Origin of the sequence: Pontibacter oryzae (assembly GCF_003576375.1) — a bacterium.
GTDB classification, from domain to species: Bacteria; Bacteroidota; Bacteroidia; order Cytophagales; family Hymenobacteraceae; genus Pontibacter; species Pontibacter oryzae.
On sequence record NZ_QWGE01000007.1, the window covers coordinates 125,796 to 140,789 of the forward strand.

The following is a 14,994-nucleotide window of genomic DNA, read 5'->3' on the forward strand; positions in this document are numbered from 1 at the left end:
CCTCAGCTCTAGTTAAGATTTCAAATTTACACTTTTTCGTGGCAATGCCTTGTGCGTCCGGTGTGTAATCTGCATTATCTGGAGCGTAATTTTTTATTGATCTGCGTAATCAGCGAGGGGCCCTCGTAGATAAAGCCCGTGTAGAGTTGCACCAGATCCGCGCCTGCCTGAATTTTTTCCACGGCATCGTCTGCTGTCATTATACCTCCAACCCCGATCAGGCGTATTTCGGGCGGCAAAAAGGTGCGCAAGTGCCGTATTATCTGCGTAGATGGCGTAGTGAGTGGTTTGCCGCTCAAGCCCCCCATACCTATCTCCTGTACGCGCGCTTCCGGGGTATACAGTCCTTGCCGGCTAACGGTGGTGTTGGTGCCGATAATACCGCTCAGCTTGGCCTCAATGGCAATCTCGATGATGTCGTTTAGCTGGTTCAGGTTCAGGTCCGGGGCTATTTTAAGCAGCAGCGGCTTGGGCGTTCCCATTTTCTGGTTTTCATCCTGCAAGGATACCAACAGCCTTTGCAATGGCTCCTTGTCCTGAAGGGCGCGCAGGTCGGGCGTGTTCGGCGAGCTAACGTTCACAACGAAGTAATCTACCACGTGGAACAAGGCCCGGAAGCAGTACAGGTAATCGCTGAGGGCCTCCTCGTTAGGCGTTACTTTGTTCTTGCCGATGTTTCCGCCTACGATGATGTTGCTTTTCCGCTTCTCCAGGCGGCGCACGGCCGCATCCACGCCTTCGTTGTTAAAGCCCATGCGGTTAATGATGGCCTGGTCCTGCGGCAAACGGAACAGGCGCGGCTTCTCGTTGCCGGCTTGCGGTTTGGGCGTTAGGGTGCCGATCTCCACAAAGCCAAAGCCAAGCTCGGCCAGCTCATCCACCAGTTTCGCATCCTTATCAAAGCCAGCGGCCAGGCCTACCGGGTTCGGAAACTTCAGGCCGAACAGCTCGCGCTCCAAACTTGGGTCCTCGACCTTGAACATACTTTCGGTTATACTTTTGGCGAAAGGCAGTTTTAGGGAAGTGCGCAGGGCATCGGTGGTGAGGTAATGTACTTTTTCGGGATCAAGCTGAAACAGCAGCGGACGGAGAAGGCTTTTATACACGGCAGCTAATTTTGAGTTTGGTTGCAGTTTACAAATATAAGGTCTGAAACTTAGGATTGCAGGCCGAAAGATGTAAATAACTCAGCTTACCAGAGATAAAGCACTTTTATACTAAGGTTGCCACAATGCTGAAAGTATAAATCCCGGGTTGATGCCTTAAGTATAAAGCTGATAAAGCAGCACTGGTTAAAACAGGTTCTCCAGCACAGCGCCCACATAATAGGCAAGTATAGCAGCCACGCCACCTAAGACCAGCGTTTCGGCAATGCCCTGAAGTATGTTTTTGCCGGTTACCGTACTTTTCAGCACCCCAATTATACTTAGCGCAAGCCCTGTAAGTATACAGGCATAAAGAAATAAGCGCTCGGTGCTTGTGTCGAAAAGCAGGGCGAAAACATAGGCGGCCAAAGGTATAAAGCCAATCATTAGGAAGGAGAAAAAAGTCATGCCTGCTGTTTGGTAAGGCGATTTATGGTCGCGGGTCATGTCCAGTTCCTCCTTCATCATGGTGTCCACCCACACATCCTTATCAGCAGTGATCACGGAAACCACCTGCTCCAGCAGTTCGCCTGTAAAGCCTTTCTGGCGGTAAATCTCCCGCACCTCTTCCACCTCCGTATCTCTTTTGTTCTCGATCTCCCAGTATTCGGTTGCCTTGTGCTTGTCGTAATCGTCCACACTGGCTTTGGTTGAAAAGTAGTTACCCACCGACATCGAGAAGCCGTCTGCTATCAGGTTAGCGAAGCCAAGTATGATCACCACCGGTATATCCAGGTCAGCGCCTGTGGCACCGGCCACCACGGCAAAGGTGGTAATTGCCCCATCGATGCCACCATACACGAACTCGGGCAAAAACGCGATGTTGATGCCAAGCAACCGACCTGTTCTGTGCGCCTCATCCATCTAGTTGAGCTTTAAAGGTTTGCCTTAGTAAGATACAAAACTTTGACTTAATTGCTGGGGGTGTGGCATACCTGACCTCATACTTTTGCCAGAACAGATTTCAAAAGTATAAATAGCGTACCTTTGCAGCGTGCCAATGCTTAGGTTGGCTGTACATTTTATACTTTATCCCCGGAACCCATGTCGTTTTCCAAGCTTGGCTTATCAGCGCCGTTACTTAAAAATATCGAAGCCCAGAAGTATGAGCAACCTTATGCCATTCAGCAGCAGGCCATTCCGGCTATTTTGCAGGGCAAGGATGTGCTGGGCATTGCGCAGACCGGCTCGGGCAAAACGGCCAGCTTTGCTTTACCCATACTGGAGAAGCTGCAGCGCACCGAAATTGCCGGCAACCGTTTTGTGAAAACGCTGGTGCTGGTGCCAACCCGCGAGCTGGCCATGCAGGTTAACGAGGTGTTCAGAACCTTTAGTGCAGGTTTATCCCGACGTGTTAAAACAGTAGCCGTGTATGGCGGGGTATCCATAAACCCGCAGATGATGCAGCTGCACGGCACCGATGTGCTGGTTGCCACGCCCGGCCGTTTGCTGGACTTGGTAAGGTTGAAGGCGGTGCACCTGGCGCAGGTGGAGCTGCTGGTGCTGGATGAAGCAGACAAAATGCTGAACCTGGGCTTTAAGGATGAAATGGATGAGATTTTCGGGCTATTGCCTGCCAAGCGCCAGAACATACTTTTCTCGGCCACGTTGGGCGAGGGCGTGCAAAACATCAACGATACGATGCTGCACAACCCGCTCACCATCAAAATCGAATCGGAAAGTATAAGCCCAGAGCAGATCGAGCAAATTGCTTACCGCCTAACACCCGAGAAGAAAGGCCCATTTTTACGCTACTTACTTAAGCAGGGCGATCTGCAGCAGGTGCTGGTGTTTGTGTCGGCTACCCGCACCGCCGATAACCTGGTAGATAAGCTCACCAAAAACGGCATTGAGGCAGCAGCCATGCACAGCAAGAAAAGCCAGGGCGCGCGCACCGATGCACTCCAAAAGTTTAAAACAGGCAAACTGCGCATATTAGTTGCCACAGACCTTGCCTCGCGCGGTATCGACATACAGTTGCTGCCTTATGTCATCAATTACGACCTGCCCCGCTCGCCGAAAGATTACGTGCACCGCATTGGCCGCACCGGGCGCGCAGGAGCCGCTGGCCAGGCTATTTCCCTGATCTGCCCCGATGACGAACATCACTTCAAGATCATCCAGAAAAAAATGGGCAAGCAGGTCGAGATCCTCGAAACTGAGAATATTGATTTGAAAGGATTTTAAGTCCGGGAATTTCTTAGCCTTAAGCCGCCTGTTACTCCGGTTTTAGTGAAGGCGATACATTGGTATTTATACTTGCGCCAGTTGAAAACTGGCCTCATGGTGAGCCACAAGTTGAAAACTTGCGGCATGTATGGCATGTGTGGGTGTGTATGATTAACTTCTTGGGTGAAAATCCTTGATGACTTGTTTCAGGTAATCGCGGTCGAGGTGGGTATAGATCTCGGTGGTGGTGATAGACTCGTGGCCTAGCATTTCCTGCACGGCACGCAAATCGGCGCCGCCTTCTATCAGGTGCGTGGCAAAAGAGTGCCTAAACGTATGTGGGCTCACGGTTTTCTGGATGCCTGCCTTTAAAGCCAACTCTTTTATAATTGTAAAAACCATAACCCGCGACATCTTAGCGCCCCGGCGGTTCAGGAAAAGTATATCCTCGTGGCCTTTCTTGATGTTGAGGTGGCAACGGATGCCTTCGCGGTACAACTTGATATGCTTGAGGGCATCGCGGCCAATGGGCACCAAACGCTCTTTCTCACCTTTACCGGCTATTTTCAGGAAACCTGCATCTTCGTAAAGGTTGCTGATACGCAGGTCCAGCAGCTCGGAAACACGCAGGCCAGAACTATACAGCGTTTCCAGCATGGCGCGATTGCGGGTACCTTCAGGTGTAGACAGGTCGATGGCCGCAAGCAGCTCTTCAATCTCATGAAAGGCCAGCGTATCGGGCAGTTTCCGGTCCAGCTTTGGCGCTTCGATGGTATCGGTCGGGTCGGTCTGCATCATGTCCTCCATAATCAGGAACTTGTAGAATGCCCGGATGCCAGAAAGCGTGCGTGCCTGCGAGTGTGCCGTCATGCCCAGTTCGTGTACCCACTCCAGGAAATCGCGGAGGATGGTTGGCTTCATGTCTTCGGGAGCCACTTGCAGTCCTTTGCTATCCATAAACTCTACTAGCTTGCGCACATCGCGCACATAAGCTTCCACGGAGTGCTTCGATAGCGATTTCTCCAGTTTCAGGTACTCCTCAAATTGCTTGATACAGATGCGCCAGTTCACAGGTGGGAAGTTTGGAAGTTAGAACGATTTAGAGTTTAAGAGTTAAAGGGGTAAAGAGTTAGTGAGGTATGATTAGTCCTCATCAACTAACAACCATCAATTAACAATCAACTACTACTCCCTAGCTAACAATTAAACAATTTTTAAACAGCAAAGATAGTTAATCCTTACCTTTGTATCCTTGGAAATTTGCTAAAAGCCATACTATGAAAATACTCATCCTGAACGGCCCGAACCTGAACCTACTGGGCGTACGCGAGAAATCGGTGTACGGAAACCGCTCTTTCGAAGATTACTACGAGGAACTGAAAGCGGCCTTCCCGGCGCTGGAGCTGTCGTATTTTCAGTCGAACACCGAGGGCACGCTGATCGATAAGCTACATGAGGCTGGTTTTGGCGCGTATAAAGGCATCATTTTTAACGCCGGCGCCTATACCCATACTTCCCTGGCCATCTCAGACGCGATTAAGGCCATCGACACGCCCGTGGTGGAAGTGCATATTTCCAACGTGTTTGCCCGCGATGCCATTCGCCACAAAAGTATGATGGCCCCGTTCTGCACAGGCAGCATCAGCGGTTTTGGCCTGGAAAGCTATCGCCTTGCCCTGCAGTACTTTGAGCGCCTCAAGCCAAAACAAATCGGGTTTTCGGTATAATTTCTGAAACCCATACCGTTATACCTTCGTCTGTAATAAGATTTAACCCAAAATATAGTATATTTACTATATAAAATCGATTGCCGCATGCTTAACTTCTATCCCGGTCCGTCTAAAGTATACCCTGAGGTTCGCCAGTACTTGCTGGATGCCTATGATGAGGGTATCCTGGAGGCTCCGCACCGGGGAGAGCAGTTCGTGCAGTTGTCGCGGGCAGTGGTAGGCCTTATTAAGCGTAAGCTCAACATCCCGCAGGATTACTATATTTTTTTCGCCTCTTCGGCCACCGAGTGCTGGGAGATCCTGATCCAAAGCCTAACCAAGTATAAAAGCTCGCACATTTACAACGGTGCGTTCGGCGAGAAGTGGTTCCAGTATGCGCAAAAGCTGCGCCCCCACTCCGAGGGCATCGCCTATGGCATAAACGAGGCCATCCCTGTCAGCGAGCTGCCCATCAGCCCGGACACCGAGTTGATCTGTTTCACGCAGAACGAGACATCCAACGGCACGCAGGTTACACCCACAACTATACTTAACCTGCACAACCGCTTCCGCGATACGCTGATTGCCGTGGATGCCACTTCCTCTATGGCCGGGCTAAACCTGAAGCTGATTAAGGCTGATATCTGGTTTGCCTCGGTGCAGAAGTGCTTTGGCCTGCCGCCGGGGCTGGCCGTGATGGCCTGCTCGCCGCGCGCTATTTTCAGGGCCAAGCAAATGGCCGAGCGGGCGCATTACAACAGCCTGGTGTTTATGTATGAGAAAATGCTGAACTACCAGACCACGCACACGCCAAACATACTTAACATTTACCTGATGAAGCGCGTGCTCGAAGAGCGCCCATTTATTAAGGGCATAGAGCAGCACCTCACCGACCGGGCCAACGACCTGTATACTTTCTTTGAGCAGTTCTCCGATTTCCAGATGCTGATCGAGAACCCCGACGTTCGCTCTAAAACCGTCATAACGCTGCAAGCAAACGAAAAACTGGTGGAAGATGCCAAGAAACGCGCGCTGCACCACAACATGCGCCTAGGCAACGGTTACGGCAACTGGGCCCGCAACACGTTCCGTATTGCTAATTTCCCAGCCATCCAGGACGAGGAGTATGAAGAACTAAAGCGCTTTTTCCTGCATTATTACGCCTGATTGGAGTTGAGGAGTTAAAGAGTTTGTAAGGTAGAGCGTTTAAGAGTTATTTTGCATTGCAAGTTTAAAGGCTCTCAAATCAAACCTAACTCTCTAAATCTTTAACTCACAAACACCTAAACTTTTTAACTTTTAACTCATAATTTTTAACTCTTTCCTCTAGTCATGTTTAGCATAAAAGAGATAGCGTCGGTTACGCTAACCTTATTTGCCGTGATTGATATCATCGGCTCTATCCCGATCATCATTGACCTGCGCAAGCGGGAGGGGAAGATTGAGTCTGAGAAAGCAACAATTATCTCAGGCGTGCTGATGATTGCATTTCTTTTTCTGGGGCAGTCTATTCTAAGTCTGTTCGGCATCGACTTTGAGTCCTTTGCCATGGCAGGTGCCATCATTATTTTCCTGATTGGCCTTGAGATGATCCTGGGCAAAGACTTTTTTCATACCGACCCTGAAACGAAGAGCGGCTCTATCGTGCCTCTGGCTTTCCCGCTCATCGTGGGTGCCGGCACCATGACGACACTGCTCTCACTGCGTGCCGCTTATTCGCTACCGAACGTGCTTGTCGGTATTGTGCTGAACCTCGTGTTTGTATACATTGTACTGAAGGCAAGCAGCTGGATAGAACGCAAACTGGGCAAAGACGGAGCCAATGTGCTGCGCAAAGTGTTCGGCATCATCCTGCTGGCCATCGCCATAAAACTCTTTAAGACGAATCTTTAATTTTGAATAATTGACTTTTGAATAGCTGAATTGAAAAGGTAAACTCATTCCTAACCCTCAACTTCATTTACTCAGCCAAACTCACTCAAAAGTCAGTTATTCAATTATTCAACATTAAATCCATGATCGAACTATACACTGACGGGGCTTCACGTGGAAACCCGGGGCCGGGAGGCTATGGCGCTATACTTCGCTGGAAACAGCACGAAAAAGAACTTACCGCCGGCTTCCGGAAAACCACCAACAACCGCATGGAACTTCTGGCTGTGATCGTGGGCCTAGAGGCTATTTCCAAGCCGGGCATCCCGATCACAGTTTACTCGGACTCTAAGTATGTGGTGGATGCCGTGGAAAAAGGCTGGGTGTTTGGCTGGCAGAAAAAAGGCTTTAAAGGCAAAGCCAACGGCGACCTGTGGGCGCGCTTCCTGCGCATCTATGCCAAGCACAAGGTGAAGTTTGTATGGGTGCGCGGGCACGCCGGCCACCCCGAAAACGAACGCTGCGACGAACTGGCCGTGGCCAGCGCCCTCTCCCCCAAACTCCTCATCGACGAAGGCTTCGAATCCGGCATGTATAACAACTAGAAATTTTGAGTAACTGATTTTTGAATGATTGAATAAGAACAAAGCCACCCATTCAAAAGTCAGTTATTCAGTCATTCAGAATTCCCTTTCGTCATGCGCAATTCATACTTTCAGTTTAAGCAGTTCCGGGTAGAGCAGGACAGGTGCGCCATGAAGGTTTGCACCGATTCCTGCGTGTTTGGTGCGTATGCTGAGGTGTCTTCGGCCAAGCGTGTGCTTGATATTGGCGCAGGTACGGGTTTGCTTTCGCTGATGGTGGCGCAGCGCAGCGAGGCTGAAATTGATGCCGTTGAGATTAACCCTGAGGCGCAGCAGCAGGCGCAGGCAAACTTTGCAGCGAGCCAATGGCAGCAGCGGCTGCACCTGCACCCCGTGAGCCTGCAGGAATTTGCCAAACAGCCACGCGCCAAGTATGATGTCATACTTTCTAACCCGCCGTTTTTCATCTCCTCGCTAAAATCTCCGGACGCGGCTCGAAATACAGCAAGGCATACTGGCGAATTATTATTTGAAGACATACTTACATTTGCACAGCAAAACCTGACCGAAGCCGGAAAGCTATACTTGCTGCTCCCTCCGCCCGAGGCCGCTGTGTTCGAAAAGCTTGCAAAGGCCTCGGATCTATACCTGTCCGATGTGCTACACATGCATACATATCACGGTGGCAAATGCATACGCCATATTCAAACTTATACTTTTGCCGCTACTGCAGCGGCTTACACCAAAGAGTTTTTCATTAGGGAAGTAGATAAAGTAACCTATACTTCAGACTTTTCAGATTTGCTACAGGCGTATTACCTCATGTTTTAGTTGCCCTATTGGGTAGAGCACACATCAGCATCTTAATACATGGGTCTTTTACGTTAAAGCAATATTGATGAGTCAGCTAATATCCTGAAGCCTCGTAATTTTATCGCCTTCAAAATAGAAGATTGATTTTCCTGCCAGGGTTAGTTTATCTCCGGCTTTCATTCCGTTGGGCAAATCCATTGCCACAATGCCCTTGTAAGCGATTTCCGCTTCTGCCTCATCACTCTTAAATGCTATACTTTTAATCTGCTGCTGCCTTTCTAGAAAGTAATGCGCGGCTGCCTCAGCTTGCTGCTTAAAAGCTGAAATACCCATAATTCTGATGCTTGTGATGCCATTAGAGATGTTCTCGAATACTATATCCGGGTGCATATGCTTACTCATGCCGGCCACGTCAAAAGCGTTATAGGCTTTCACGTAACTTTCTATTATCTCTTTTTTTTGCGCATTGTTACTCATTACATTTTTCTAAAGCATTCGCTCTGTCTCCACAAACCTTACCCCATACTGCTCCAGCTCCTTTAGCACCGGCTCGTACAGTTCTGGGTAAATGGGTATTACAATGCCCCGATGCGAGATTTCACCCCGTAAAAGCAGTTTAGCCAAGATGCCCACTGGCAAACCAACGGTTTTAGCCATGGCGGTTTGCACTTCGTCTTCCCCAAGAACCACTAGCGTGGATGTAATTTCGCGCTGCTCCCCGTCAAACTCATACTCGAAAAGGTGCTGCATCACAATCATATCTTTATCGCCTGGGGCTAGTGTTAGTTTTTGTTTCAGGATCTTCTCCAACACTTGGGCAGGTGTGGCTGATTCTAAGCCTACAGGAGTATCTTCAAACAGCTCCAGCCACTCCAGTTTCTGAATTATTTCGCTCTCTCGAGGTACCCCTAAGTATAAACTAACGCGCTCAGCCATGCTTTGGCCCTGCGCAGCAGCTGGAGGCAGAAAAGATTCTAAAAAAGTACGATGCGTCATGCGCTCGGAGCCATCCAGGGTATAACTGTCGTCGGTGAGGCCAAGCTGCACGAACACATTCCAAGCCTCACAATAGCCTTTGCGGCGTAGGGTACCCCGCAGCATAGTTGGAATATCAAGCAGGCCGTAAGGCTCCCGGTAGCTCAGGGAGTCGCGGTTGGCGTAACCTTCGAAATACCCAAAACCATCTACATAAAATTCGTCGGTGCGCTGAAACAGTTTGTGATATGGAATATACTTGTACTGCCCTTTTTTGATATACTTGGCCGTACCCTGCCCGGCCAGCACCACGTTGCGCGGGTTCCAGGTAAACTTATAGTTCCATGGGTTGTTATCGGATTCCGGGGCCACTAACCCGCCCGTGTATGACTTGAAAGAAATAAGCTTTCCGCCAGCCCCTTGTATATTTCTGATGACCTGCATGGCCGACATATGGTCGATACCGGGGTCTAAGCCCGACTCCATCAGGATTGTCAGGTTATTCTTTTGAGCCTCAGCATGCAGTGCTAGAAAATCAGGAGACACATAACTAGCCGTAATCAGATGCTTCTGCTGTTGCAAGCATTCTTTTGCCACCTCAATATGGAAAATAGCTGGCAGCAGCGAAATGACCAGGTCAGCCTCACTAACTTCTTTGGCGCGCTGCTCGGCATGGTGCACATTAAACGTGATGGTTTTGGCAAAGTCTATAGGTGCCACCAATGGTTCTAGGTGCGCCACCTGAATATCCCCGATTGTGATATACCAGTGCTCGGCAGTAGCATTATCGAAGAGATACTTGATCAGGGCCATGGCCGAACGGCCTGCTCCCAACAGCAGAATTTTTTTCATAGCAGCATCTTAGGTTCAGGCATAAGATAGAAATTAGCTAGGGCAAGGCCAACAAAAGCTATGGTTTTATCGGGATAATAGTTTAAATTTATAGCCCTTTTCTAATTTTTGAACCTACTTGTAACTGAATGGCAAGTGAACTGAAAGTACAAATTAGTGTAGACGTGCTGGAGACCTCAGAACTGAGCGCCCAAGAGCAGCAGGCCATGCAACTGGCGCAAGATGCTGCCAACGATGCCTACGCGCCATACTCCAATTTTTTGGTGGGCGCTGCACTGCTGCTGGAAGACGGCACCCTGTTTAAAGGAAGCAACCAAGAAAACGCTGCTTACCCATCGGGGTTATGTGCAGAGCGTACGGCACTTTTTGCCCTGAGCGCCTACCATCCGCACACCAAAATTAAACTACTAGCCGTAACGGCACGCCGCCGCCAGGAACAGGAATACCTTCCTGCGATGCCTTGTGGCGCCTGCCGCCAGGTAATGGCCGAGTATGAGCACAAGCAGCAAGAGCCGATTCCGGTGTTGCTGCAGGCACCTGATGGCAAGTTTTACCGTTTTAAAGCCGTAGCCGATTTGCTGCCCTTCCAGTTTAACAAAGAACATTTGTAGGAGGTTAGGAGGTAGAGAATTTAGGCTTGCTGCCGTACTTTTCTACTCATAGTTCCCGGGCTGGCGCGGGTTTCAACCTGTATCTTTCCTTAATGTTGAGTTTGCAACCCAACTTGCTTGGAGAGCCAGATATACTTTAAACCTGAGTACCCGTCAGGGCAGGAATGGCGGAAGTGTAAAATACCTTAACATTGATTATGACTGAGCATAACTTAACCGTGCCTCGCACGGCCCGGTATTATACCCTAGGCACTCCTTCTGAAAGTATAACCGATCTTTGGATTGTGTGCCACGGTTATGGCCAGCTGGCCCGCTACTTCCTGAGGCACTTCAGCGTGCTGGATAATGGCCATACGTTAGTAGTAGCGCCTGAGGCGTTATCGAGGTTCTATCTGGATGGTTTCTCGGGCCGTGTTGGCGCTACCTGGATGACCAAAGAAGATCGCCTCTCTGAAATCGAGGACCAGGCTGCTTATCTGAACCTCCTGCTAAAAGAGCAATTGGCCCAGCTTCCGGAGAATGTACGCATAACAGTGCTAGGTTTTTCGCAGGGCGGGGCTACGGTGAGCCGCTGGCTCGCTACGCAGCAAGTGCCGGTGCACCGCCTCATACTTTGGGCCGCTTCCTTCCCCGAAGATATTGACTTTGCTACCGGAAAAGCCGCTTTTACCAACCTGCCTGTAGCCATGGTCTACGGCACTGAGGATGAATTTATCACGCCTGAAACCCTGCAGCGCAAACAGCAGCTGATGCAGGAACTTGGTATCGCGCCTCAGGTTTATACTTTTGAGGGCAGCCATACTTTGCACCCCGAAACTTTAAAACTCGTGGATGGGGAGTTGCTAACCTGTTAATTTTTAAATTAACTTGATCGTTGGTCTATCATCTTCATATATAATGCATAAACATGAAAAGTAAAGCTCTGAAGTTTTTGCTTAAATTCTTAATAATTAATGCTGCCATCTATCTTATAGCAGCTTTTGCATTGACTTACTGGCCCACACCTAAAATTGAAAACACAGAAAATTATGATTTTTCTTCTGTGAGGGAAAGTTCAGGGAATGAAATTTCTGCCAAAGAAGCTTGGATAAAACTAAGAGACGGGAAAGAGATTTTTAGCAGAGTTTACGATGGGGAGACAAAGAATGTCTTGATTTTTTTACATGGCTCAGGTTCTGATAGTCGCTACTTAAGCAAAGCCAGCAAGCATTTTGCTGATTCAAAATTATTCACAGTTATTACCCCAGATCTAAGAGGGCACGGTAGAAATTCTGGTAGCCGTGGAGATATAGAACACATAGGGCAGTTGGAAGAAGACCTTGAAGATATTGTGCGGTATGCAAAAGAAAACCTTCATGCTGAAAACATCATCCTTACAGGGCATTCTTCCGGAGGAGGTTTAGCATTAAGGTACCTAGGTAACAACAAACTGATTAAAGTGAATGGCTCCATTATGTTTTCACCATACCTTGGTTACAAATCTCCAACACTCAGGCCTGGAAACGGTAATTGGGTCACTGTTTCAGTAAAGCGGTATATTGGGCTTTCTATGCTAAACCATGTTGGCATCAATAGTTTTAACGGACAACCGGTGCTGTTTTTCAACCGAGCATCAGAATGGAACGATAGCCTACAGGTTGCCAGCTACTCGTATCGGATGGCAATGAGTATGGATCCTGAAGATTTTAGAGCTGATATTGAAAATATTTATGCGCCAACTATAGTATTGGTTGGCGGGGATGATGAAAGTTTTTATCCAGATAAATTCGCAGAGGTTTTTGCTAAATCAGATTATGCAGAAACACATGTTATTAAAGGAGCAGCTCATTTGGCTGTTATTGATAACAGTGAATCATTGAGCAAAATTAGAGAATGGTTAGGAAATTTGAATTAGAAATCGACAAAGTTCAACTAAATCATACTGACATTTATTAACCAAGTCCATTGCCCAACACACACTCTACTTCTTCACCCTCCCTTCTCCCACATTCCCTCCATCACCACCTCCAGCAGGTGCTGGTCCGGGTCACGGAAGTAGAACGATAGGAAGCCATTGCCCCAATCGTATTCCTGCTCCACAGTAATGCCCAGCTTCTGGATATTGTCTTTCCAGGGCTGATACTCCTCTTTAGCCACTTCAAAAGCCAAGTGTAATTGCCCTGTGCCGTAATGCGGCGGCAAGGTTCCCCCTTTTTTCGAGGCCTCGGGGTTGAAGCATAGCAATACCGAAGCGCCGGCCCTAAAGAATACATGCCTCCCCGGCACCTCTCCTATCACCTTAAACCCTAGTTTGTTATGATAAAACTTTTTAGTCGCCTCTAGGTTTTGCACGTACAAACAGGTTTCTTTAATCTTCTTGATTTCCATACTTCTTAAGACTGGATGTGCATAGGTATGTTTTGCAAATTAATTTTTGTCTTAACGCATACAGCTGCTTCACGTTTATAAAGTACTCCTGATATCCAGTTACACATGAAACTCATGACAAAAACGATTATAATATTTGTTGCCCTTGTCGGGTTAATGCTTATTGTTTTCCGGAACGAATTGTTCGTTGCCCCCCCTGCCACCGAAGGCGCCCCTGCAGTTTCTGCCGCTTTTGAGCGGCTGGCCAAGCTGCCATCCGAGGTTAACGAGAGCTCTGGGTTAGCCATACTAGCTGCGGGGCACTATCTAACGCACAACGATGCGGGCAATCGGCCCTATCTATACGAGCTGGATGCATCGGGTAAACTATTGCAAACCATTAAGCTAAAGCTGCCAAATGTAGACTGGGAGGACCTTGCGCAAGACGATGACGGAAATGTATACATCGCTGACACAGGCAATAACGAAAACGACCGCACAGAGCTGGCTGTGTACAAGGTAAATCCCGACGAGCCCGAGAACGTGCAGGCCATACGCTTTACCTACGAGGACCAAACAAAGTATCCGCCTAAAAAGAAAGACCGCAATTTCGATAGCGAAGCACTGTTCTGGAGCGAGGGCAACCTGTATGTTATCTCTAAAGACCGAGGCCGCGGCGAGACTGCCAAAGTATACCAACTACCAGACCAAGCCGGCACGCACAAGGCGAAGTTGATAGGCCAGCATAAGTTAAAGGCTCAGGTTACAGGGGCCACCATCAGCCCAGACCAAAGCACCGTGGTGTTGCTAAGCGAAGGCGCACTGCATCTTTTCACCGACTTTGATTCTCCCGCAAAGTTTTATGAAGGTGTTTATGAGCGGCAGAGCCTGAAAGAGGCTGGCCAAACAGAAGGTGTTGCCTTTGAAAGTGAGGATGTACTGATAATTACCAGCGAGGGCGGCAACTTATACCGTTATACGTTATAGAGCATCCTGAAAAGAAAAGAGCCCCCTTTTGCAGCTGCGAAAGGGGGCTCTTTTTATACTGGGTTATACTTTAGTTTTTTCTTTTTCCGGGAGCCTGCCCCCGGGCAGTGCTGGCGTTGGATTCTGCCATACTCTGAACAAAATAACCAAACCGACAAGTATAAGTGGGATGCTGAGTATCTGGCCCATGTTAAGCGTCAGCTGATCCTCAAAGGCTTCCTGGTTTTCTTTCAAGAACTCTACCAAAAAGCGGAAAGTGAACAGCGCCGTTACAAATATGCCGAAGAGCAGGCCTTTCGGGAGGGCACTTCTATACTTGCTCCACAGCCAAAGCAGCAGCACAAACAGGGCAAACACGCTCAAAGACTCGTAAAGCTGCGTTGGATGGCGCGGCACCAGCGGGTTTTCTCCGAGGCGCACAAACTCAAAGGCCCAGGGCACATCTGTTGGGCGGCCAATGATCTCAGAGTTCATCAGGTTACCCATCCGGATTAACGCACCTCCCAGGGCCACTACAATCACGATACGGTCAAGCACCCACATATAATCGAACTTTTGCTTGCGGCTAAACAGCCACAGCGAGAAAAGTATACCAATGGTAGCGCCATGGCTAGCCAGTCCGCCTTCCCAAATTTTCAGGATCTCGATGGGGTTACTCAGGTAATAATCCGGGGCATAGAACAAAGTATGGCCAAGGCGTGCGCCAACCACGGTACCGATGATCATGTACAGCGTGATAACGTCCACATCGCCTTCGGTGCGCCCTTCAGCAACGTATATTTTGGTGAGGATACGTTGGCCGAAAACGAAGCCCAGGGCAAAAAGCAGCCCATACCAACGGATGCTGAGCGGGCCAATGCTGAAAATCTCCGGATCAACATTCCAGAGGATATAGTTTAGTAGATTCATAGGGGTGATACTTGTGTCCCAA

At 48.9% G+C, this 14,994-nt stretch carries 17 protein-coding genes; 10 read left to right on the forward strand and 7 right to left on the reverse strand.

Annotated features, from left to right (window positions below; genetic code table 11):
* Positions 1-74: 74 nt before the first annotated feature.
* Both D1627_RS17910 and D1627_RS17915 read right to left on the reverse strand, forming a co-directional pair.
* A complete protein-coding gene (locus D1627_RS17910) occupies positions 75-1,106 on the reverse strand; it encodes a quinone-dependent dihydroorotate dehydrogenase (protein ID WP_119433657.1) in 1,032 nt (343 codons plus the stop codon).
* 186 nt (positions 1,107-1,292) lie between these two features.
* Positions 1,293-2,009, reverse strand: coding sequence for a VIT1/CCC1 transporter family protein (locus tag D1627_RS17915; RefSeq protein WP_119433658.1), 717 nt, complete (start codon positions 2,007-2,009; stop codon positions 1,293-1,295).
* Positions 2,010-2,189: 180 nt separating this feature from the next.
* Here D1627_RS17915 and D1627_RS17920 point away from each other — a divergent pair, with 180 nt between their 5' ends.
* Complete coding sequence (locus tag D1627_RS17920) at positions 2,190-3,332, forward strand: DEAD/DEAH box helicase (RefSeq protein ID WP_119433659.1); 1,143 nt, start codon at positions 2,190-2,192, stop codon at positions 3,330-3,332.
* 153 nt (positions 3,333-3,485) lie between these two features.
* On the opposite strand, the gene xerD is transcribed toward D1627_RS17920, so the two are convergent.
* Positions 3,486-4,385 (reverse strand): site-specific tyrosine recombinase XerD, encoded by a 900-nt coding sequence (gene xerD, locus D1627_RS17925; protein WP_119433660.1) that lies wholly within the window; start codon positions 4,383-4,385, stop codon positions 3,486-3,488.
* A gap of 206 nt (positions 4,386-4,591) precedes the next feature.
* Between xerD and aroQ the strand changes: the two genes are divergently transcribed.
* From aroQ to D1627_RS17950, 5 genes are all read left to right on the forward strand, one after another.
* A complete protein-coding gene (aroQ, locus tag D1627_RS17930; protein ID WP_119433661.1) occupies positions 4,592-5,041 on the forward strand; it encodes a type II 3-dehydroquinate dehydratase in 450 nt (149 codons plus the stop codon).
* Positions 5,042-5,128: 87 nt separating this feature from the next.
* Positions 5,129-6,190: an aminotransferase class V-fold PLP-dependent enzyme gene (locus D1627_RS17935; RefSeq protein ID WP_119433662.1), complete on the forward strand. Its 1,062-nt coding sequence runs from the start codon at positions 5,129-5,131 to the stop codon at positions 6,188-6,190.
* 165 nt (positions 6,191-6,355) lie between these two features.
* Entirely contained in the window at positions 6,356-6,916 is a 561-nt protein-coding gene (locus D1627_RS17940) for a MarC family protein (RefSeq protein ID WP_119433663.1), read from the forward strand.
* Positions 6,917-7,038: 122 nt separating this feature from the next.
* Positions 7,039-7,500 carry a ribonuclease HI gene (gene rnhA / locus D1627_RS17945; RefSeq protein WP_119433664.1) on the forward strand — a complete coding sequence of 154 codons (462 nt, stop codon included), beginning with the start codon at positions 7,039-7,041 and terminating at the stop codon, positions 7,498-7,500.
* A gap of 93 nt (positions 7,501-7,593) precedes the next feature.
* Positions 7,594-8,310 (forward strand): tRNA1(Val) (adenine(37)-N6)-methyltransferase, encoded by a 717-nt coding sequence (locus D1627_RS17950; protein WP_119433665.1) that lies wholly within the window; start codon positions 7,594-7,596, stop codon positions 8,308-8,310.
* Positions 8,311-8,382: 72 nt separating this feature from the next.
* Here D1627_RS17950 and D1627_RS17955 read toward each other — a convergent pair whose 3' ends face one another.
* Positions 8,383-8,769, reverse strand: a complete 387-nt coding sequence (locus D1627_RS17955) for a nuclear transport factor 2 family protein (RefSeq protein ID WP_119433666.1) — start codon at positions 8,767-8,769, stop codon at positions 8,383-8,385.
* A 9-nt stretch (positions 8,770-8,778) separates the two neighbouring features.
* A complete protein-coding gene (locus D1627_RS17960) occupies positions 8,779-10,119 on the reverse strand; it encodes a saccharopine dehydrogenase family protein (protein WP_119433667.1) in 1,341 nt (446 codons plus the stop codon).
* Positions 10,120-10,247: 128 nt separating this feature from the next.
* Between D1627_RS17960 and cdd the strand changes: the two genes are divergently transcribed.
* The 3 genes from cdd to D1627_RS17975 all read left to right on the forward strand — a co-directional run bounded on the left by cdd (position 10,248) and on the right by D1627_RS17975 (position 12,624).
* Positions 10,248-10,730 carry a cytidine deaminase gene (cdd, locus tag D1627_RS17965; protein ID WP_119433668.1) on the forward strand — a complete coding sequence of 161 codons (483 nt, stop codon included), beginning with the start codon at positions 10,248-10,250 and terminating at the stop codon, positions 10,728-10,730.
* A gap of 197 nt (positions 10,731-10,927) precedes the next feature.
* Entirely contained in the window at positions 10,928-11,584 is a 657-nt protein-coding gene (locus D1627_RS17970; RefSeq protein ID WP_119433669.1) for an alpha/beta hydrolase, read from the forward strand.
* Positions 11,585-11,637: 53 nt separating this feature from the next.
* Complete coding sequence (locus D1627_RS17975) at positions 11,638-12,624, forward strand: alpha/beta hydrolase (protein ID WP_119433670.1); 987 nt, start codon at positions 11,638-11,640, stop codon at positions 12,622-12,624.
* Between the two features lie 74 nt (positions 12,625-12,698).
* On the opposite strand, the gene D1627_RS17980 is transcribed toward D1627_RS17975, so the two are convergent.
* Entirely contained in the window at positions 12,699-13,097 is a 399-nt protein-coding gene (locus D1627_RS17980; protein ID WP_119433671.1) for a VOC family protein, read from the reverse strand.
* A 114-nt stretch (positions 13,098-13,211) separates the two neighbouring features.
* On the opposite strand from D1627_RS17980, the gene D1627_RS17985 reads away from it, so the two are divergent.
* Positions 13,212-14,063 (forward strand): SdiA-regulated domain-containing protein, encoded by an 852-nt coding sequence (locus tag D1627_RS17985; protein ID WP_233555701.1) that lies wholly within the window; start codon positions 13,212-13,214, stop codon positions 14,061-14,063.
* Positions 14,064-14,126: 63 nt separating this feature from the next.
* On the opposite strand, the gene lgt is transcribed toward D1627_RS17985, so the two are convergent.
* Positions 14,127-14,972 carry a prolipoprotein diacylglyceryl transferase gene (lgt, locus tag D1627_RS17990; RefSeq protein WP_119433673.1) on the reverse strand — a complete coding sequence of 282 codons (846 nt, stop codon included), beginning with the start codon at positions 14,970-14,972 and terminating at the stop codon, positions 14,127-14,129.
* Positions 14,973-14,994: the final 22 nt, after the last annotated feature.